Here is a 20,731-nt window from a genome sequence, read left to right on the forward strand (position 1 = left end):
AGTTCTGTATTTCTTCCTATGGCTTGCCAACAGCTTTTGCCTTTTCTTCATCGAGCCACCAGAGCGTCTCCACCGGAAAGCCGTAATCGGGTTTTGGCTCCTTGAAGCCGAAGCGGTCCCAATAGGCTACGAGGTGATTCGCCGCTGTCCAATTTGGAATCCAGTCGCGCCGGATACGCAAGTACCGATCGAGCACCCGGATCGTTGCAACCAGTTCGTCGCGCGTGGAAACGGTCCCCACATTGTCGATCAGGGCATCAATCAGCGGATCGGCCGTACCGGGCAGATTATAGCTGCCGGGCGTTTTTGCGGCTTGCGAGCCGAACATGCCCGCAAGCGATTCCTTTGTCGGTGTCGCACCGAACTGCATGGCGATGCCCACCATGTCGAATTGGAAATCCTGCATGCGCGCCTGATATTGGCTGGGGTCCACCAGCCGCAAGCTGGCGTCGATGCCGATGGCACGCATTTTTTGTATGAAGGGATTGTAAACGCGGGTGAAACTTTCGGAATTGCTCAGGATCTCCAGCGAGAACTTTGATCCATCGCGATCATGGAACTGGCCCTTCTCGCGCTGGAAACCCGCCGCCTGCATCAATTCGATGGCGCGCGCGAATTGCTTGCGATCACGCCCTGTTCCGTCGGAAACGGGCATGAGAACCGCTTTGCCGAACATCGCATCCGGTAATTTGCCGCGATAGCGCTCTAGCACCTTCATCTCGTCCGGCGTCGGCAGGCCGGTGGCCTGAAAATCCGAACCATTGAAGCAGGATTGCGAGCGTTGATAGGTGCCGTAAAACAGGTTCTCGTTGGTCCATTCGAAATCAAAACACAGGCTGATGGCCTCGCGCACGCGCGGATCGCGAAAGCGCTTGCGCCGCTGGTTGAGTGCCCAGCCCTGCATTAGCGGGCGTTTTTCTCTGGGAAATGTGCGCTTGATAATTTTCTTTTGCCGTATGGTGGGAAAATCATAACCCGTCGCCCAGTTCTTGGAAACATTCTCCTGCCGAAAGTCGATGTTTCCTTTTTTGAAAGCTTCGAATTCCGGCTGGCGGTCGCGGTAGAATTCGATGCGGATGTGGTCAAAATGATTGAAGCCGCGCTGCACCGGCAGTTCTGCGGCCCAATAATCCTTGACACGGTCATATTCGATGAATTCGCCTGCGGCGAATTTACCGACGCGATAGGCGCCGGAGCCGGGTATGGGTTCCATGGAGGTGGCCTCGAAATCGCGCCCTTCAAGCCATTTTTGCGGCAGTATGGGCAGAACAACCGCATTCAGAATGGCGCTGGGGCCGCGCCCGGCGGCAAAATGCATCCGCACGGCGCCTCTTTCCGTCTCCTCTACAGTTTCGAGTGCGGCAAGGCTTTGCCTTATGTGCGGGTGGCCTTTCTCTTGCAGAATCCTGTAGGTGAAAACCACATCCTTCGCCTTGATGGGCGAGCCATCGTGAAAGCGTGCTTCCTCGCGCAGCTTGAATGTGCATGTCTGGCGATCTTCGGAAAGTGTCACGCTTTGCGCGATCAGGCCATAGACCGAATCGGGTTCGTCCAGCGCCGGAGCCATTAGGCTGTCGAAGGTTAGCTCCATGCGCGGCGGCGCGTCGCCCTTGAAAGTGAGACTGTTGAGCGTGTTGAAGGTCTGCGTGTTCTGGTTCCACAGCCATGTCGAGGGCGCGAGCGTGAAGGTGCCGCCCTTGGGTGCATTCGGGCTGGCATAGTCGAAATGGCTGAAATCGGGGCCGTATTTCAGCTCGCCGAAGGCCGAAAGCCCATGCAAAGGCGTGGCGGTCGGCAGAAGCGCGAAAGCCTTTTCAGGCAGCATCGCACTCAGGACGGTGCTGCCGGAAACGCCCAGAAAATAGCGGCGGTTCATGCTGGAACTCTTCATTCCCCTCGCCTTATTCGCTGCCGGACTTGAGTTTTGCTTCCTTTTCAGGATCGATCCACCAGGAAAAAGGATCAATCCCAAGGTAATCGGGCTGCGTTTCCGGCATGCCGAATTTGTTCCAGTAGGCGATATTGATGTGGTCAGAATACCATTGCGGAATCACGTAATAATTCCACAGCAATGCTCGGTCGAGCGCATGGGTTGCAGCGACCAGCTCATCGCGGTCTTTCGCATAGATCACGTGATCGATCAGCGTGTCGATGGCTGGATTTTTAATGCCCGCATAATTGCGGCTGCCTTTGAAATCCGCTGCTTTGGAGCCCCACATATCGCGCTGTTCATTGCCGGGCGAGCCGCTCTGGGCGACGACGGAGGTGATGATGTCATAGTCGAAATCATTGACGCGGGCCTGATATTGCGCGGCGTCGACAATGCGCACGGTAGCATTGATGCCGATCTTGCGCAGGCTTGCCGCGAATGGATTGTAGATGCGCTCGTCGGTCGGATCGCGCCCCAGAAACTCGATGGTGAAGGGCTGACCATTCGCATTGACCAGCTTGTTGCCCTGCAATTTCCAGCCCGCCTCGGAAAACAGTTTGAGAGCGGTGCGCAAGTTCGCGCGTGTCGCCTGCGCCGTATCGTAGACCGGCAGCTTGAATTCCTTGGTCAGCGCGTCGGCGGGAAGCGAATCCTTCACTGTTTCGAGAATCGCCTGCTCTTCAGGCGTCGGCGGGCCGCTCAGTTCCAGTTCGTTGCCTGCAAAGTAGCTTTCGATGCGCTTGTACTGATTGAAGAACAGCAGCCGGTTCATCGATTCGAAGTTGAAGGCATAGGTGAGTGCTTCGCGCACCTTCGGGTCCTTGAACTTGTCGCGGCGTGTGTTCAGGAAATAACCTTGCATGCGCCCGACTGCATGGAAGGGGAATGATTCCTTGATGACATCGCCGCGCTCGACGGCGGGAAAATTATATTGTTCGGCCCAGCGCTGCGCACGATTCTCCTGGCGGTAATCGTAACGTCCGCCCTTCTTGAAGGCTTCCCATGTGGCGTCTTCATTGAAGTAGTACTCATATTTGAGGTGGTCGAAATTGTTGCGGCCGACATTGACCGGCAGATCCTTGCCCCAGTAATCATCGACGCGCGCCCAGATGATCGAGCGTCCCGGCACGACTTTTTCGATTTTGTAGGCGCTGGAACCCAAGGGAATTTCCAGTGTCGAGCGGCTGATATCGCGCGGCTTGCCCTGCGCATCCTTGCCTTCCCACCAATGTTTCGGCAGGACGGCCAGCTGGCCCATGATCTGCGGCAATTCGCGATTGCCTTTTTGCGAAAAGGTGAATTTGACCTCATGGTCGCCGGATTTTTCCGCCGTTTCCACATCGCTATAATATTTATTATACATGGGTGACTGCTTCTTGAGCAGATTGAACGACCAGATCACATCATCGACGGTGATCGGCTCGCCATCATGCCACCGGGCATTCGGATTGAGCTTGAACTTGACCCAGGAAAAATCGTCGGGATATTGCAGGGCTTCGGCGATCAGCGGGTATTGCGTCGATCCTTGATCGAGCGAATCGGTCATCAGCGTATCGTAAAGCAATCCGCCGCCGAATTCGGACAGGCCCGCCGCCGCGACGCCTTGAATCACATAGGGGTTGAGGGTGTCGAAAGTACCCACCGCGACCTGATTGAGCGTGCCGCCCTTAGGTGCTTCGGGGTTCACATAGTCATAATGTTTGAAATCAGCCGGATATTTTGGTTCGCCCATGAGGCTGGAGGAGTAGCGCCATTGAGGGTCTGTCCCGCCGCTGGTTTGCCCGCCATTTGCTGCATCGTCTGCATAGCTGGCCGAAATTGCTCCCACGAGCACGGCTGCTGCGAATGCTCCCGCCCAAAAAGCTCTCATCCATCATCTCCGTTGCTGCCCGAATATGAGAACAAGTCTTAGGGCTTTTTGCGGAGGAAGAAAGGCGCGGGACAAAAAAAATGCAGACAGCAAAAAGCCGGGTCGAAACCCGGCTCTTTAATTGTGGCAAATGCTTTAATTTGCAGGCGCTGGCTGTTCTTGCGTTGGAGCAGGAGTTTGCTCAGACGCAGGAGCACTTTCACCCTGCTGCTGCGTATCACTGGCCGGAGCCTGCTCTGCGGGCTGGACGCCTTCCTGTGCGGGAGCGGCTTCGCCATTGCCTGCTGGCGCGGCCTCACCACTGTCTGCTGGTGCAGCGTCCGCAGGTGCGGCCTCGACGGTAGGAAGCGGAACGGGATCGTCCGAAAGCGTACGCAGATAAGCGATCAAATCGGCACGTTCATTGTCCTTCTTATCGCCGGCAAAGCCCATGGCCGTGCCTTTGATATAACCTCTGGGTGAGGTCAGGAACTTGTTGAGGTGCTCAAAATCCCATTTGTTTCCGGCTGCGCCGAATTCCTTCATCGCCGCCGAATAGCTGAAGTCTTCAACGGACGCAGCAGGACGGTTAACCACATCCCAAAGATGCGGACCGATCTTGTTGGCCCCGCCCTTTTCAGCCGTATGGCAAGCAGCACAGCGCTTGAAGACGTTCTTGCCGCGCTCGGGATCAGCAGATTGCAACAGGGTTGCGATTGATACTTCTTCCTTGGCCGGAGCAGCCTCACCGCCGCCTGAACCCTCTGCCGCTTCGATTATATAACCGGGCTTCTCGGGTGCGGGTGCGTGAAACAGTGAATCGGACAGGATGCCCGTTGTCATGACAACGAAAACCGTTGCCAGAAAAGCCATTATAAACTTGTTAGTCCGGGTTGAATTCATCGCCGGTCAGCGCTCCCTCTACCACAACGCCCTCCAAAGCCGGCATGCAAACCTGTAAAGGGCTGGCAAATCTCTCCCCGGCATCGGGCGGAAACTAGGTCTTTTACCGAAGCGATGCAACACCTATAAGGCTAACCGGCCCCGTGACTTTTTGACACTTTTGCTGCATTCCGCATATGCAACACCAAAGGAGACCATGGTTCAGACAATGAAGACCCTGATACTCATTCCCGCGCGGCTTGGTTCCACGCGCCTTCCCAATAAGCCGCTCGCCGATATTTGCGGCAAGCCGATGATCGTGCATGTGGCGGATAGAGCTGCTGCGGCAAGGCTCGGCCGCACGGTGATCGCAACCGATAGCGAAGAGATATTCGCAGCCGTCGAGGCCCATGGCCACGAGGCGGTGATGACGCGAAGCGACCACGAATCAGGCTCAGACCGTATCTATGAGGCGCTTCTTGCACTGGATCCTTCCAGCGAGGTCGACGCCGTTATCAATGTGCAGGGCGATCTTCCGACCATCGATCCCCGGACCATCCGCCGCGCCTTGCGCCCGCTTGAGGACGGCCCCGCCGATATCGCCACGCTTGGCGTGGAGATCGCGCTGGAGGAAGAAAAGACCAATCCCAATGTGGTGAAGATCGTAGGCTCTCCGTTGGGCGACGGCCAGCGCCTGCGCGCGCTTTATTTCACCCGCGCCACCGCGCCCTATGGCGAAGGTCCACTTTATCACCATATCGGCCTCTATGCCTATCGCCGTGCAGCGCTGGAGCGTTTCGTGAAACTGGGGCCGTCGCCGCTCGAAAAGCGCGAAAAGCTCGAACAGCTTCGCGCGCTTGAAGACGGAATGCGCATCGATGCGGAGATCGTCAGGACGGTTCCTCTCGGTGTCGATACGCAGGCCGATCTTGACCGCGCCCGGTTTGTTATTGAAAAAGGCCAGCTTGTTATTAAAAAAGGCATGTGAGAAAAGGCTGTATGTTGCAGGGCATTTGAGAAAGTACGGCTAAAATGAAAACCAACCGGATTTCCTTTCAGGGTGAAGCAGGCGCCAATTCCGATACGGCCTGCCGCGATATGTTTCCCGATATGGAGCCTTTGCCGTGCCCGACTTTTGAAGACGCCTTCAATGCGGTCGAGAGCGGTGCTGCCGATCTGGCGATGATCCCGATTGAGAACACGCTTGCAGGCCGTGTTGCCGATATTCACTATCTGCTGCCGCTGGCCGACATGCATATTGTCGGCGAATATTTCCTGCCGATCCATTTTCAGCTGATGGTGCTTCCGGGCGTTACGCGCGAAGAGATACGGTCGGTTCACAGCCATATCCATGCGCTCGGTCAGTGCCGCAACGTTATCCGCAATAATGGCTGGAAGCCGGTGATCGCGGGCGATACGGCAGGAGCCGCGCGTCTCGTCGCCGATATGCAGGACCGCTCCATGGCGGCCCTTGCGCCGCGTCTTGCCGCCGATCTCTACGGTCTTGATATCCTCGAAGAAAATGTCGAGGACTCGGAAGACAATGTGACTCGCTTCGTGGTGCTGTCGAAGCACAGGCAATGGATGCCGCGTCCCGAAAATGGTGACCGCATCATCACCACTTTCGTCTTCCGCGTGCGCAACGTTCCGGCCGCGCTATACAAGGCGTTGGGTGGTTTCGCCACCAATGGCGTTAATATGACCAAACTGGAGAGCTATCAGGTCGGCGGGCGTTTTATCGCCACGCAATTCTATGCTGATATCGAAGGCCACCCGGAAGACCATAATGTGCAGCTTGCACTCGAAGAACTTGAATTCTTCTCGAAGGAAGTGCGTATTCTGGGCGTCTACGAGGGCAGTGATGCCCGCGACACCCACTTGCTGGCGGCTGAATAGGCGCTTTTGCCTTTTCAGCTTTCAGCCCATGCCCTGATCAGGTGGGTTGCGATGGCGCCGGATGCCGGCACGCGCAGCCCATTTTCATGTGTGCCTGCAAGCATGGCGCGAACTTCCGCTTTGTCGAACCAGCGTCCGTCTTCTAGTTCCGAGCGGTCGATCGTGAAATCGTCGGAAAGCACTTCCGCATGACAGCCGATCATCAGCGAATAGGGAAACGGCCATGGCTGGCTGGCGTGATAGGCGACCCGACCGATGGCCAGCCCCATTTCCTCAAGGCTTTCGCGGCGTACCGCCGCTTCGATGGTTTCGCCATGTTCGATGAAGCCCGCAAGGGATGAATAGGAACCCTGGATGAAATGCGGACTGCGCGCCAGAATGCATTTGTTGCCGCGCACGGGCAGCATGATGGCGACCGGATCGGTGCGCGGAAAATGCTGCGCCTCGCAATTGGGGCATTGGCGCCTGGCACCACCGGCGCGCATTTCGCTTTTGGTGCCGCAGCGCGCGCAATAGCGATGATTGCCATGCCATGCGGTGAGTGCCGCCGCTTGTGCTAGCGCACCGAGAATGTCGGCGCTCACCAGTCCTTCCATATAGACGCTTCGATACTCCTGTGCGCGATAAGGCATGTCTAGCGCGTCCGGGTCGAGGGGAGCCATCAGCGCCACAATCGGCGCTCCATCCTGCAAGCCCAGCAGGATCGGCTCGCTAAGATCGGGCGCAAAGGCTTGCGCTTCGCCAAATGCAAGCAGCGCGCGCGGCGCTTTCTCATCGCTGTAATCGAGCAGAAGCCGGTTGCCGCCCAGCACCATTATCCGCGTTTGCGGCAGATCCAGCGCGGTGAACGCGGAATCGTCCTGCCGCTTTTCGGATAGGCGATCAATGCGATTACCGGCAAAGCCGACAAATTGGCTTGGTTCGATTTCCGGCAGATCATAGAGACGGAAAGCCATGATTATCTCGGAGGTGTGTTACTTTAGAGGGCAGTGCGAATGGCTTCGATGAGCTTTTCGGCGTCTTTTCCGTCATAGGCTTCGCGGGTGCCATGACCCCAGACCGGACCAGGCCAGCCAGCGTCGCCTTCGTTGCGCGCAATCACATGGAAATGAAGCTGACGCACAATATTGCCCAGAGCGCCCATATTGATCTTGTCGCAATCGGTCGCTTTCTTGAGCGCCTGCGAAACGATCCCCGCCTCGAAGGTCAGCATGGTCTGGTCGAGCGGCGTCATATCGTGAATTTCGATCAACCGCACGCGGCGCGGCACGAGGATCAGCCAGGGCCAGCGGCGGTCATTTATCAGCCGCAATTCGCACAGACCGAGCTTGGCGACAGGAAAACTGTCGGCATCAAGTCGTTTATCGAGTTCAAACTGTTCCATGGAATAATTCTTACCAGTTTTTTTCGCTATGTGCTTGCTTTTTACGCAATGATTGACGATATGCAACGTGGGAGGTTGGTGGTGGACGAGCCACTCGCCAACCGGGTCAGGTCCGGAAGGAAGCAGCCCTAACGAGCCATGGCACGGGTCATCGTGCCAGCCTCCCACCTTTCCTTTGCGCTGACGGCTGTTGATTGATTGCCTCTTTGGTTGACGGCGATCATACGCCCGGTCCAAACTGGCAAGAGAGAAAACGCGAACGAAGAACGGAAGGTCGCAATGGACACAAAATCCGCCGACTTTGCTGCCGATGGGGCCTATCGCGTTCTTGCCCGCAAGTATCGTCCGCAGAATTTCGATGATCTCATCGGCCAGGAGCCGATGGTGCGCACGCTTAAAAACGCTTTCGAGACGGGCCGCATCGCGCAGGCGTGGATGCTGACCGGCGTGCGTGGCGTGGGCAAGACCACGACGGCGCGCATTCTGGCGCGCGCGCTCAACTACAAGACCGAGACAAACGATCAGCCAACTATCGAATTGCCCCTTCTGGGTGAGCATTGCCAAGCGATCATGGAAGGTCGCCATGTCGATGTTATCGAGATGGACGCGGCCTCCCATACCGGCATTGACGACATTCGCGAAATCATTGAGCAGGTGCGCTACCGCCCGGTTTCGGCGCGTTACAAGGTCTACATCATCGACGAAGTGCACATGCTCTCGAATCAGGCCTTCAATGGCCTGCTGAAGACGCTCGAAGAACCGCCGCCGCATGTGAAATTCATCTTTGCCACCACTGAAATCCGCAAAGTGCCGATCACGGTTCTGTCGCGCTGCCAACGCTTTGACTTGCGTCGTATCGAATCGGGGACGCTCGCCGCTCATCTGCGCCGCATCGCGCAAGCCGAAAAGATCGAGGTGGATGATGCATCGCTTGCCATGATCGCACGAGCAGGCGAAGGCTCGGCGCGCGATTCGCTGTCGATCTTCGATCAGGCCATCGCGCATGGCGCAGGGATTGTGAGCGCGGAGGCCGTGCGCTCCATGCTGGGCCTTGCTGACCGCGCCCGCATTGTCGACCTGTTCGAAATGCTCATGCGGGGCGATGTGGCGGGTGCGCTCACTGAATTTCGCGCACAATATGATGTGGGGGCCGACCCGTCGGTCGTGCTGACGGACCTTGCCGATTTCAACCATCTGGTGACACGCCTTCGCTTTACGCCCGATGTGGCGGAAGATGTGACGCTTTCAGAAGACGAGCGCGCGCGGGGGCGCGAATTCGCACAAAAGCTTTCGGTGCGGGTGCTCGCGCGTACCTGGCAGATGCTGCTCAAGGGCATTGCCGAGGTCGACACCGCAGCCCGGCCTGTACAGGCGGCTGAAATGCTGCTGATTCGGCTTGCCCATGCCGCCGATCTGCCCACCCTCGATGAAGCTCTGCGCAATCTTGAAAACGGCTCCGTTTCCGCTCCTCGCCCACAGCCTGCGGAGGGGGCGAGGCCCAATGGTCCTAATGGCGGCAGCCCGGCTCCACAGGCGCGTGCCGCAACGCTCGATGCTGTCGCTTCGTCTTCGATGCCGTCCGCACCCGGTGGTTCTGCCACGGCCATGCGTATTATCGAGACACCGTCGCAGCTTGCCGTTCCAGTCGGCAGTTTGCACGATATTGTGGCGCTGGCCGATAAATATCGTGACATGCAGTTCAAGATTTTGGTCAAAAATTGCGTTCGCCTGGCATCGATTGCACCGGGGCGGCTTGAAATCGGCCTGACCGATGATGCGCCGAAATCCCTACCGGGCGAGATTGCGCAGCATCTCCTCAACTGGACCGGCAGTCGATGGGTGGTGACGGTCGCGCGCGACGTGAGTGGGCAGACGGTTGCCGAAGCCGAAACCGAGCGCCGCGACAATCTTGTCACCGATGCGCGCGCCGATCCCGATGTCGCGGCCATACTTGCGGCGTTTCCGGGTGCCAAAATTACCGATGTGCGCATTGCCGTTGCAGAACGCAGTGACGATGAAGATATCGATCTCGATGCTGTCGAAGCTGCGCCCGACGCGTTGCCGGAAGATGATTGAGATCATAACCGATAACAAGGAGTGAACCCATGCGCGATATGCTGGGCATGATGAAGCAGGCGAAGGAATTGCAGGCCAAGATGCAGGCTATGCAGGACGAGATCGCCAATATGGAAGCTACTGCCTCCTCGGGTGGCGGCCTGGTGACACTGACGCTTTCTGGCAAGGGTACGATGTCGAGCCTGAATATCGATCCTTCGCTGATGAAGGAAGGGGAAGCGGAAATCCTCGAAGATCTCATTATCGCGGCCCATAATGATGCTAAAGCCAAGCTAGAAGCCGCCATGGCCGAGAAAACTCAATCGCTGACCGCCGGCCTGCCGATCCCGCCCGGTTTCAAACTGCCTTTCTGATTTCAGTGCGCAAACAGAACGAAATGATTTAAACCGGCATCATGTCAAAACGAATCGCTGGTCCCGAAATCGAACGCCTGATCCAGCTTCTGGCCCGTGTGCCGGGGCTGGGACCGCGTTCGGCGCGCCGTGCGGCGCTCCACCTGATCAAGAAAAAAGAAGCGCTGCTGATACCGCTTGGCGACGCCATGCAGGATGCTGCCGACAAAGTGCGCATCTGTTCGTGCTGCGGCAATGTCGATACATCCGATCCATGCACGATCTGCACCGATGATCGCCGCGATCCCTCCATGCTGATCGTTGTTGAGGACGTGTCCGATCTCTGGGCACTGGAACGCGCGGGCACCATGAATGTACGCTATCACGTACTGGGCGGACGCCTGTCGCCCCTCGATGGGGTAGGCCCCGACGATCTCAATATCAAGGGACTGGTGGAGCGGGTCGCGTCCGGCGAAGTGCGCGAGGCGATTCTCGCGGTCAATGCAACTGTCGAAGGCCAGACCACCGCCCATTATATCACCGATCAATTGTCGGATTTCGATATTCGCGTCACCCGGCTCGCCCACGGTGTGCCGGTGGGGGGCGAGCTTGATTATCTCGATGAAGGCACGCTTGCCGCAGCCTTACGGGCGAGAACTGCACTATAATTTCAGGGGGTATGCATGACGGCGGGGCAATGGAAACGACACTTGAAAGCTGCCTTCAGCCTTGCCGTGATCCTTGCGGTTCCGTCCGCTGCCGCAGCCTCCTCCAAAGTGCAAGTCGAGCGGCAATATCGCAACTGGATCGAAAGTGATCTCTGGACGGAAGCAAAAGCCGCTGGCGTGTCACGCGCCGTTTTTGATCAGGCTTTCGCTGGCGTATCGATCAACTGGAAGCTTCCCGATCTTGTTATTCCGGGCGAAAAGCCCACGATACCGAAAGAGCAGAAACAGGCGGAATTCGGTGCGCCGGGCCGCTATTTCAATGCGAAGACCGTGGTCGCCGTCACCAGTGGCGGCAAGGCGCGGCTTGGGCAATATGCGGGCCTGCTTAAAAATATCGAACGGCGATTTGGTGTGCCCGGGCGGATCGTCCTTGCCATATGGGGCCGTGAATCCGGCTTCGGCACGGTGAAAATTCCCTATAATGCCTTTGAAGTGCTTGGCACCAAGGCGTTCATGGCGACCCGCAAGGAGATGTTTCGCGAGGAACTGATTGCGGCGCTCGAAATCGCCTCGAAAGGCTATATTGATGCAAGCGTCATGAAAAGCTCATGGGCGGGCGCGCTCGGCCAGCCGCAATTCATGCCAAGTTCCTATCTGAAACACGCCGTCGATTTCGACGGCGACGGCAAGCGCGACATCTGGAATTCAGTGCCGGACACGCTCGCATCCATCGCCAATTATCTGCGCATCCATGGCTGGCAGAGCGGGCGCGACTGGGGCTTTGAGGTCAATGTACCGCAAAATATTTCCTGCTCTCTGGAAGGCCCCGATCAGGGCAAGACGCTCGCCGAATGGGCGAAGCTTGGCATTACCCGCATCAGCGGCAAGCCATTTCCGGCCAATGAACTGCGTGGGGAAGGGTTTCTCCTGATGCCCGCTGGCCGATATGGCCCGGCCTTTATCGTCACGCCGAATTTCTATGTCCTCAAAGACTATAATATGAGCGATCTCTATGCGCTCTTCATCGGCCATGTCGGTGATCGCATTGCCTATGGCGCGGGTGATTTCCAGACCCGATGGGGCAATGTCGGTAGCATGTACCGCTCCGATATTCTTGCCATGCAGAAGCGCTTGCAGGCCCATGGCCATGATGTCGGCAAGGCCGATGGCCTGCCTGGCTTCAAGACACGCCGCTCTATCGGCCTGTGGCAGACGCAGAACGGCACGGCGCCGACCTGCTTTCCGCAGCCGGAGCTTTTGAAGATTATTCGCTGAGTTTGCGCCGGAAGCGGGCTGCTCCCGGCGCAAAATCATTCATGCGGCTTTCGATATGATGCCGTGCGGATCAAGCACGAATTTTTTGGCAGCACCCTGATCGAAGCTCTCATAGCCCTGCGCGGCTTCTTCCAGAGAAATCACCTGCGCATTCACGATTTCAGCAATATTGAGCCGTCCATGCAGAATAGCCTGCATGAGTTGCCGGTTATATTTGAGCACCGGCGTCTGGCCGGTATGGAAGGATTGCGCCTTCGCCCAGCCAAGACCGAATCGCAGCGAGAGGCTCCCCTGCTTCGCGGCCTGATCCGTAGCGCCGGGATCTTCGGTCACATAAAGCCCAGGAATGCCGATAGAGCCTGCGGGCCGCGTGATTTCCATCATCTGGTTGAGAACGATGGCTGGCTGTTCGCCGCCGCTATGGCCGCGCGCTTCAAAGCCGACGGCGTCGATCGCGCTGTCCACTTCATTGCTGCCGGTCACTTCGGCAACCATGTCGCCCAACCGGTCGCTGGCGGAAAGATCGATGGGTTCAAACCCGACCTTTCTGGCGTGTTCCAGCCGTTCCTTGTTGAAATCGCCGATCATCACGACCGCCGCTCCCAAAATGCGCGCCGAGGCCGCGGCGGCAAGGCCAACCGGACCCGCACCTGCGACATAGACCACAGAGCCTACGCCCACCCCCGCCTTGACCGCGCCGTGAAAGCCGGTCGGCAGAATATCGGACAGCATGGTCAGGTCGCGGATTTTCTCCATGGCCTGCTCGCGGTCGGGGAATTTGAGCAGATTGAAATCCGCATAGGGCACCATGACATAGCGCGCCTGTCCGCCGATCCAGCCGCCCATGTCGACATAGCCATAAGCCCCGCCTGCGCGTGATGGATTGACGGTGAGGCAGACGCCGGTGTCCTGCGATTTGCAGCAGCGGCAACGCCCGCAGGCCACATTGAACGGGACGGAAACAATATCGCCCACATCGAGCATTTCGACATCGCTGCCCTTTTCGATGATTTCGCCGGTGATCTCGTGTCCAAGCACCAGACCTGGCATGGCGGTGGTGCGACCGCGCACCATATGCTGGTCGGAGCCGCAAATATTGGTTGAAATCACTTTCAGAATGACGGCGTGCTCAAGCTTGCGCCCGTCGGGTGCACTCAGCGCCGGATCATCAATATCGCGAACTTCGACTTTACCGGGGCGCAAGTAGACGACGCCTCTGTTCCTGCTCATGTCTGCCTCCTCCATATCGACGGCACAGGCCGCTTCGGGCCGGTGCGGTGGGTCGAAAATCCGGGTAAGCTCCTCCCCGGTGCGGCCAGCCTACAGCGCTTGCTCGCCCGGCAGCAGTTCTGTGCGCGACATCTACGCTTCGTTGAGAAGCATATTGGCGAAAGATTGCAGCGCCCTGGTCCGGTAGCGCTTATTATGCATGAGCATGAGAAACTGGCGCTGGGGCAGGGGAAAATCGGCGTGCATCAATGTTCCCGCCGCCAGATACGGCGCCGCCACCAGTTCGGATATGGCGGTCGCATAATTGCCCGAGCGCACGGCGGAACAGATGGCCTCGTTGGAGGGCAATTGCAGCGCAATGTTGAGCCGCGAGGGATTGTAGCCCGCAGCGCGCATTGCGTCCTCGAATACGCTGCGCGTACCCGAACCATGCTCACGCAGGATCCATTGCCCGGCGAACAGATCGTCCCATTTCAGCTGGCTTTTCCCGCTCCATTGATGATCGGGCCGCGTGACCACGATCAATCGATCTGCACCTATCTTGCTCAGCCACAGGGAAGGAGCTTGCACCGCGCCCTCGACAAGGCCGATATCCGCAAGCCCTTTCTGGGTAGCTTCGGTCACACTTTCCGTATTGCCAAGCGTCAGGTGCACATCGATCAGCGGGTGAGTGGCGTGGAACTGCGCCAGATAGGGCGGCAGCCAGTAGCTGGCGATGGTCTGGCTGGCATGAATGGCGAGAATGCCGCGCTTGCCGCCGCCAAGTTCGGACAGCATCCGCTCGGTGGCCTGCGCATGGGCAAGCGTTGCGCGCGCTTCATCGAGAAACAGCCGCCCTTCGCCGGTCAGTTCAATACGCCGTCCAATGCGGTTGAACAGCATCGCCCCGTAGCGCTCTTCAAGATTGCGAATCGCTGAGCTGACCGCAGAAGGAGTCAAATGCAGGGCTTCCGAAGCGCGCGTCAAATGCTCGCGTTGGGCCACTTCGATGAAAATACGCAATTGTTCCAGTGTCATGACGGTAATCGTTCGATTTTATCTAATGGATTGTGCCATATTATGCGATGGAATGAACAGAAGAAGTAGGGCATCAGATTGGAAAATATTTCTGAAGATGGAATACATTCCTGATGCGAATTCTAAATAATCCAAAAATCCAGACGATTCTTCCTGGTCTGGCGCTTAGCGTCGCCGTGTCGGCTGTTGCTGTTGGCCTTGAGAAGATCGAGGAACATTATGCCGGGCGAGCCTGGCTTGAGGCGCTGGTGCTGGCCATTCTTCTGGGAACCGCCGTGCGAACCTTCCTGCGGCCGGGAAAGCACTTCAGTAAGGGTATTAGTTTCTCCGCCAAGCCCTTGCTGGAGGTCGCCGTGGTGCTTCTGGGTGCTTCGATCAGCGCAAGTGCCGTGATTTCCGCCGGGCCGGGGCTGATTCTTGGCATTGCAGGCGTGGTGACGGTGGCGATCCTGTCGAGCTACGGCATTGGTCGCCTGCTGAAGCTGCCGCACCGTATGGCGGTGCTGGTCGCCTGCGGCAATTCCATTTGCGGAAATTCAGCTATCGCGGCCACGGCACCTGTTATTGGCGCGGGCAGCGAGGACGTTGCGGCATCCATTGCATTCACGGCAATTCTGGGCGTGGTCGTGGTGCTGCTCTTGCCCTTGCTGGTGCCGCTCCTGGGGCTTTCGCATACGCAATATGGCGTTCTGGCCGGGCTGACCGTCTATGCCGTGCCGCAGGTTTTGGCCGCAACTGCACCGGTGGCGACCATCAGCGTCCAGCTTGGCACACTGGTCAAGCTGGTTCGCGTGTTGATGCTCGGCCCTGTGATACTGGCGCTTGCGCTTGTTGCCGGAAACAAGACAGCCAGTGCCAAGCCGGGCTTTTTTCAGCTCGTTCCCTGGTTCATCATCGGTTTTCTCGGCATGATGGCCCTGCATTCTCTGCATCTGATACCGGAAGCTGTTCTGCCCGGCATTCAGTATACCTCGACTTTGCTCACCATCATTTCCATGGCAGCACTTGGCCTCGGCGTCGATATCCGTTCCGTGGCGCAGGCAGGCGGACGGGTTACACTGACCGCCGTGCTCTCGCTGGTGGTGCTCGGTATCATCAGTCTCGGCCTGATCTTTATGCTTGGCGTAGTGTGATGTGACGGGACACATGCGAAGACGGCGGTGAGTTTCAGCCTTCCGCGGATACGAAAAAGCCCGGCGTGAGCCGGGCTTTTCCATGTTCGATTGAAGAGGAAAAGATTAGTTCTTTTCCTGCTTCTTCAGGGCAGCGCCGAGAATGTCGCCGAGCGAAGCGCCGGAGTCGGTCGAACCGTACTGCGCGACTGCTTCCTTTTCTTCGGCGATTTCGAGCGCCTTGATCGAGACCTGCAGCTTGCGGGTCTTCTTGTCGAAGGCGATGACGCGGGCGTCGACCTTCTGACCGACCGTGAAGCGCTCCGGACGCTGCTCGTCGCGGTCACGCGACAGATCCGAACGGCGGATGAAGCTGTCGAGGTCGTGATCGATCAGGCGCACTTCAAGGCCACCATCGGTAACGGCGGACACTTCGCAGGTGACGACGGCGTTTTTGCGCAGTTCGCCGGAAGCGGCTGCTTCGCCGACCTTGTCGCCGGAAAGCTGCTTAATGCCGAGCGAGATGCGTTCCTTCTCGATATCGACATCGAGAACGACAGCCTTGACCACTTCGCCCTTGTTATACTCTTCGATGACCTGTTCGCCCGGACGGTTCCAGTCGAGATCGGAGAGATGGACCATGCCGTCAACGTCGCCGTCGAGGCCGATGAACAGGCCGAATTCGGTCTTGTTCTTGACTTCGCCTTCAACAACGGTGCCGGTTGGGTACTTGTCGGCAAAGGTCGTCCACGGATTGTCGAGGGTCTGCTTGAGACCGAGCGAGATACGGCGCTTGACCGGATCAACTTCGAGCACAACGACTTCGACTTCCTGCGTGGTGGAAAGAATCTTGCCCGGATGGACGTTCTTCTTGGTCCACGACATTTCGGAAACGTGGATGAGGCCTTCGATGCCCGGCTCGATTTCGACGAACGCACCGTAGTCGGTGATGTTCGTAACGGTGCCGGTGATCTTTTTGCCGATCGGGTACTTGGCGCCGATGCCATCCCACGGATCGCTCTCAAGCTGCTTCATGCCGAGCGAGATACGATGGGTTTCCTGATTGATGCGGATGATCTGCACCTTGACCGTCTGGCCGATGGTGAGGATTTCCGAAGGATGGTTGACACGACGCCATGCCATATCGGTGACGTGCAGCAGACCGTCAATGCCGCCGAGATCGACGAACGCACCATAATCGGTGATGTTCTTGACGACGCCTTCAACGACCTGGCCTTCTTCGAGGTTCTGGACGATTTCCGAACGCTGTTCCGCACGGCTTTCTTCAAGAACGGTACGGCGCGAGACGACGATATTGCCGCGGCGCTTGTCCATCTTGAGGATTTCGAACGGCTGCGGGACGTGCATGAGCGGGGTGACGTCGCGGATCGGACGAATATCGACCTGGCTGCGCGGCAGGAAGGCGACAGCGCCGTCGAGATCGACGGTGAACCCACCCTTGACCTGGTTGAAGATGACGCCGTCGACGCGCTCGCCATTGGCGAACTTCTGCTCGAGCTTGCCCCAGCTTTCTTCGCGGCGAGCCTTTTCGCGCGACAGAACAGCTTCGCCAAGTGCGTTTTCGATGCGCTCGACGTAAACTTCAACTTCGTCGCCCGGCTTCATCGAGCCGTCTTTGCCCTTCGCGCCAAATTCCTTCAGCGGTACGCGACCTTCGACCTTGAGACCAGCATCAATGATTGCCATGTCTTTTTCGATGGCAACGATGCGACCCTTTACAACATAACCTTCTGCAAGGTCATTATTGGCAAAGGATTCGGCCAGCAGGGACTCGAAATCTGCGAGGGAGGGATTGAATTCTGACATGAATACTCCTGATGCATCCGGGTTGAAACCATATCGGATGCGGCGCCGGGGGTTAGTGTTACATTGTATCTTTCTTCGGTTCCGTCCCGTGGGACTATCCGGCGCGTGGAACGCGAAGTCAGATTATTGAATATAAGTGCTGCCTATATAGGGCCGCACTCGAAATTATCCAGTATTCTCGCACATAATCCGGCCCGAAAAGCCTTCTGGCCTTCGGGATTATGCCCTGTGCTGCGCCAAAGCGTGATCAATCAGCTTTTTCGCGGCCAGAAATGCCGTTTCTATACTCATTCCGCTCGTATCTAGCAAGTGCGCATCTTCAGCGGGCCTGAGCGGTGAATCGATACGGTTCATGTCACGTTCGTCGCGCTTATGCAGATCGGCCAGAATTGCATCGAAATCGGCAGCATTGCCTCTTGAAACGATCTCGTCGTAACGCCGCTGCGCGCGCACCTGCGGCGATGCTGTGACGAAGAGCTTTATCTGGGCATCGGGGCAGACGACCGTGCCGATATCGCGCCCGTCGAGCACGCTTGAAGGCAGTGCATTGGCAAAGCAGCGCTGCGCCTCGACAAGTGCGCGCCGCACTGCAGGCATGACCGCGACCTTGGAGGCTGCCTCGCCAATATGGTGCGCCGAAAGCAGATCCCGGTCCATTTCAGTCAGATCAAGATGCAGCGCTGCCGTGGCCGCGATCGCTTCGTCGTCGAGCGGAAGCCGCTGGTCGAGCAGTGCTTTGGCAACTGCGCGATAGGTCAGGCCCGTATCCAGATGCGGCATGCCGTAATGGGTAGCGATGCGGCGGGCAAGGGTTCCCTTGCCCGATGCCGCCGGTCCGTCGATGGCAACGACGAAACTCTTCATTGCGCGTCGCTCACCTCGATCTTCGCACCCAGCCCTGCCATCATATCCATAAATTCAGGGAAGGAGGTGGCGATGATCTGGTAATCGTCCACGGTGACGGGTTTTTCCGATGCAAGGCCCATTACGAGGAAGCTCATTGCAATGCGGTGGTCGAGATGGGTTGCGACCGTGCCGCCTCCAATGTTCTTGCCGTCCGGACGCCCGCGAACGGTGAGCGACATTTCGCCTTCCGTGCAATCAACGCCATTGGCTTCAAGCCCGCGTGCAACCGCAGCCAGACGATCCGATTCCTTGACGCGCAGCTCGTCGAGCCCGTCCATGACGGTTTCGCCTTCTGCGAATGTCGCGGCAATGGCCAGAACCGGATACTCGTCGATCATTGACGGCGCGCGTTCCGGCGGTACCACAATGCCCTTCAGCTTCGATGATTTCACGCGCAGATCGGCAACGTCTTCGCCCCCGGCAAGACGCGGATCGATAATTTCAATATCCGCGCCCATTTCCTGCAAGGTCAGGATGAGGCCGGTCCGCGTCGGGTTCATCAGCACGTTGCGGATGGTGACGTCCGAACCTTCGACAAGAAGTGCGGCCACCAGCGGAAATGCGGTCGAGGACGGATCGCCCGGCACGTCGATGGTCTGCCCTGTCAGCTTGCCCTGTCCGGTGATGCGGATATGGCGCACGCCGTCCCGGTCGGTTTCGACGGAAAGATCGGCGCCGAAGCCCTGCAGCATTTTTTCGGTGTGATCGCGCGTCATTACGGGTTCGATGACGGTGGTGACGCCCGGCGTATTGAGACCGGCGAGTAGCACCGCAGATTTCACCTGCGCGGACGCCATCGGCACACGGTAGGTGATCGGGTTCGCGGTCTTTGGGCCAATCAGCGTCAGCGGCATACGGTCGCCTTCGGCGGCTTTCACCTGAACGCCCATTTCGCGCAACGGATTGAGCACGCGGCCCATCGGACGCTTGGAAAGCGACGCATCGCCGATGAAGGTTGTGGTCATGTCATAAGTGCCGACAAGCCCCATGGTCAGGCGCGCGCCGGTCCCGGCATTGCCGAAGTCGAGCGGTGCCTCGGGCTGCAAAAGGCAGCCATTGCCAACGCCGTTGATGATCCAGACATCGCCTTCCTTGCGAATTTTTGCACCCATGGCTTCCATGGCGCGTCCGGTATTGATGACATCTTCGCCTTCGAGCAGGCCCGTAATGCGCGTTTCGCCCGATGCGAGACCGCCGAACATGAAGGAGCGGTGGGAAATGGACTTGTCGCCCGGTATGCGTATGTCGCCCGAAAGCCCTTTCGAACAGTGGGCAGTTGCAGGTTTCGGGGAAAAGGAATGGGACATCGTTTTTCACTGTCTCATTTTTGGCGTATTCTACGCCGGGATTGAAGAAAGCGGAGCTTCCCTAGCACAGGAATAATGTGGGGTCATCCGCGAATGCACCTTTTGAGAGGTTGCAAGTGAGTAGAAAGAGTCTTTAGCTTTGACAAAAGCTGCAAATTGCGTTTATGCACCGGGCAACACCGTAAGGCGCGTCTTAATTGCATGGCAGGCGCGATTTTTGAATGAATTTATCCCCCGTATGAATAAAGTAGCGTGGACCGCTGCGGGCGCAACGGGGAACCCAGAGTAACGAGGCTAAACGTGGCAAAACCTGAACTTGGTACCAAACGCATCGATCCGGAAACGGGCAAGAAGTTTTACGACCTCAATCGTGATCCGATCATTTCGCCCTATACCGGCATTTCCTATCCGCGGTCCTATTTCGAAGCGACCGTAGCGGAAAGCCGTGCGGCAGAAGAAGACACGGAAGAGGAAGAACTGGATACGGCGCTCGAAAAGCCGGAATTCGTCTCTCTCGAAGATGCGGATGAGGAAGCCAAGGGCGGCGAGGATCTGCCCGAGATCGATGACGATGTCGATCTGGGCGACGATGACGCGGATACTTTCCTCGAAGAAGAGGAAGATGAGGACGACGACGTTTCGGGTATTCTGGGCGGCGGTGTCGGCAGCGACGAAGAAGACGTCTGATCTGATCGTATGTTAGTCGCAGAAATCACAAGGCGGCCCATTGGGCTGCCTTGTTGCGTTTGTAGTTCGGAAGCTGCAATTTTTGTGCTTTGTCGGCGATATGCGGACAATCGGCAAATTATTTTGCGCGCGGACACAAGAGTTGCGATTTAGCTCTTGATCTTCTGCCAAACGCCATTTAATAAGCCGCCACATCGGGCAGCAAGTTCTGCCTGACCCGCCTCGCAAGAGGTCTGATGGGGCCATAGCTCAGCTGGGAGAGCGCCTGCATGGCATGCAGGAGGTCAGCGGTTCGATCCCGCTTGGCTCCACCAAATTCCCCCAAGAATACAATAAAATCCGTCGTTTTATTC

18 protein-coding genes, 1 tRNA gene and 1 other RNA gene are annotated in these 20,731 nt (G+C 57.7%); 10 read left to right on the plus strand and 10 right to left on the minus strand.

Features of this window, described 5'->3' with window-relative positions; all coding sequences use genetic code 11:
• Positions 1-16: 16 nt before the first annotated feature.
• The 3 genes from KUG47_RS01605 to KUG47_RS01615 all read right to left on the minus strand — a co-directional run bounded on the left by KUG47_RS01605 (position 17) and on the right by KUG47_RS01615 (position 4,682).
• Positions 17-1,891 carry an extracellular solute-binding protein gene (locus KUG47_RS01605; protein WP_422718042.1) on the minus strand — a complete coding sequence of 625 codons (1,875 nt, stop codon included), beginning with the start codon at positions 1,889-1,891 and terminating at the stop codon, positions 17-19.
• A gap of 10 nt (positions 1,892-1,901) precedes the next feature.
• Positions 1,902-3,800: an extracellular solute-binding protein gene (locus tag KUG47_RS01610; protein ID WP_217676211.1), complete on the minus strand. Its 1,899-nt coding sequence runs from the start codon at positions 3,798-3,800 to the stop codon at positions 1,902-1,904.
• A 135-nt stretch (positions 3,801-3,935) separates the two neighbouring features.
• The gene (locus KUG47_RS01615; RefSeq protein WP_217676212.1) at positions 3,936-4,682 is read right to left on the minus strand and encodes a c-type cytochrome; all 747 of its coding nucleotides are present in this window, start codon (positions 4,680-4,682) and stop codon (positions 3,936-3,938) included.
• A gap of 196 nt (positions 4,683-4,878) precedes the next feature.
• Between KUG47_RS01615 and KUG47_RS01620 the strand changes: the two genes are divergently transcribed.
• The gene (locus tag KUG47_RS01620) at positions 4,879-5,649 is read left to right on the plus strand and encodes a 3-deoxy-manno-octulosonate cytidylyltransferase (RefSeq protein ID WP_217676213.1); all 771 of its coding nucleotides are present in this window, start codon (positions 4,879-4,881) and stop codon (positions 5,647-5,649) included.
• A 44-nt stretch (positions 5,650-5,693) separates the two neighbouring features.
• Complete coding sequence (locus tag KUG47_RS01625) at positions 5,694-6,557, plus strand: prephenate dehydratase (RefSeq protein WP_217676214.1); 864 nt, start codon at positions 5,694-5,696, stop codon at positions 6,555-6,557.
• A gap of 14 nt (positions 6,558-6,571) precedes the next feature.
• On the opposite strand, the gene nudC is transcribed toward KUG47_RS01625, so the two are convergent.
• Entirely contained in the window at positions 6,572-7,513 is a 942-nt protein-coding gene (nudC, locus tag KUG47_RS01630) for an NAD(+) diphosphatase (protein ID WP_217676215.1), read from the minus strand.
• A gap of 23 nt (positions 7,514-7,536) precedes the next feature.
• On the minus strand, positions 7,537-7,941 hold the full coding sequence (locus KUG47_RS01635) for an HIT family protein (RefSeq protein ID WP_217676216.1): 405 nt from the start codon (positions 7,939-7,941) through the stop codon (positions 7,537-7,539).
• A 70-nt stretch (positions 7,942-8,011) separates the two neighbouring features.
• On the opposite strand from KUG47_RS01635, the gene ffs reads away from it, so the two are divergent.
• From ffs to KUG47_RS01660, 5 genes are all read left to right on the plus strand, one after another.
• Positions 8,012-8,109, plus strand: an RNA gene (gene ffs, locus KUG47_RS01640) — signal recognition particle sRNA small type.
• Between the two features lie 54 nt (positions 8,110-8,163).
• Positions 8,164-10,017, plus strand: a complete 1,854-nt coding sequence (locus tag KUG47_RS01645; protein WP_479691055.1) for a DNA polymerase III subunit gamma/tau — start codon at positions 8,164-8,166, stop codon at positions 10,015-10,017.
• Positions 10,018-10,046: 29 nt separating this feature from the next.
• Positions 10,047-10,370 (plus strand): YbaB/EbfC family nucleoid-associated protein, encoded by a 324-nt coding sequence (locus KUG47_RS01650; protein ID WP_217676217.1) that lies wholly within the window; start codon positions 10,047-10,049, stop codon positions 10,368-10,370.
• A gap of 41 nt (positions 10,371-10,411) precedes the next feature.
• Positions 10,412-11,017 carry a recombination mediator RecR gene (gene recR, locus KUG47_RS01655; protein ID WP_217676218.1) on the plus strand — a complete coding sequence of 202 codons (606 nt, stop codon included), beginning with the start codon at positions 10,412-10,414 and terminating at the stop codon, positions 11,015-11,017.
• Between the two features lie 15 nt (positions 11,018-11,032).
• Entirely contained in the window at positions 11,033-12,292 is a 1,260-nt protein-coding gene (locus KUG47_RS01660; RefSeq protein ID WP_217676219.1) for a lytic murein transglycosylase, read from the plus strand.
• Positions 12,293-12,331: 39 nt separating this feature from the next.
• On the opposite strand, the gene fdhA is transcribed toward KUG47_RS01660, so the two are convergent.
• Positions 12,332-13,522, minus strand: coding sequence for a formaldehyde dehydrogenase, glutathione-independent (fdhA, locus tag KUG47_RS01665; protein WP_217676220.1), 1,191 nt, complete (start codon positions 13,520-13,522; stop codon positions 12,332-12,334).
• Between the two features lie 132 nt (positions 13,523-13,654).
• Complete coding sequence (locus KUG47_RS01670; protein WP_217676221.1) at positions 13,655-14,539, minus strand: LysR family transcriptional regulator; 885 nt, start codon at positions 14,537-14,539, stop codon at positions 13,655-13,657.
• Between the two features lie 113 nt (positions 14,540-14,652).
• On the opposite strand from KUG47_RS01670, the gene KUG47_RS01675 reads away from it, so the two are divergent.
• The gene (locus KUG47_RS01675) at positions 14,653-15,672 is read left to right on the plus strand and encodes a YeiH family protein (RefSeq protein ID WP_217676222.1); all 1,020 of its coding nucleotides are present in this window, start codon (positions 14,653-14,655) and stop codon (positions 15,670-15,672) included.
• A gap of 105 nt (positions 15,673-15,777) precedes the next feature.
• Here KUG47_RS01675 and rpsA read toward each other — a convergent pair whose 3' ends face one another.
• The 3 genes from rpsA to aroA form a co-directional block, all read right to left on the minus strand.
• The gene (gene rpsA, locus KUG47_RS01680) at positions 15,778-17,478 is read right to left on the minus strand and encodes a 30S ribosomal protein S1 (RefSeq protein ID WP_217676223.1); all 1,701 of its coding nucleotides are present in this window, start codon (positions 17,476-17,478) and stop codon (positions 15,778-15,780) included.
• A 219-nt stretch (positions 17,479-17,697) separates the two neighbouring features.
• Entirely contained in the window at positions 17,698-18,342 is a 645-nt protein-coding gene (cmk, locus tag KUG47_RS01685; RefSeq protein WP_217676224.1) for a (d)CMP kinase, read from the minus strand.
• Positions 18,339-19,691, minus strand: coding sequence for a 3-phosphoshikimate 1-carboxyvinyltransferase (gene aroA / locus KUG47_RS01690; RefSeq protein ID WP_217676225.1), 1,353 nt, complete (start codon positions 19,689-19,691; stop codon positions 18,339-18,341). Before aroA ends, cmk begins: the two co-directional genes overlap by 4 nt.
• A gap of 300 nt (positions 19,692-19,991) precedes the next feature.
• Between aroA and KUG47_RS01695 the strand changes: the two genes are divergently transcribed.
• Together KUG47_RS01695 and KUG47_RS01700 are read left to right on the plus strand one after the other, a co-directional pair.
• Positions 19,992-20,378 (plus strand): TIGR02300 family protein, encoded by a 387-nt coding sequence (locus KUG47_RS01695; RefSeq protein WP_217676226.1) that lies wholly within the window; start codon positions 19,992-19,994, stop codon positions 20,376-20,378.
• Between the two features lie 238 nt (positions 20,379-20,616).
• Positions 20,617-20,692, plus strand: a tRNA-Ala gene (locus tag KUG47_RS01700).
• The last annotated feature ends 39 nt before the right edge of the window (positions 20,693-20,731 follow it).

Origin of the sequence: Falsochrobactrum tianjinense (genome assembly GCF_019100495.1) — a bacterium.
GTDB classification, from domain to species: domain Bacteria; phylum Pseudomonadota; class Alphaproteobacteria; order Rhizobiales; family Rhizobiaceae; genus Brucella; species Brucella tianjinense.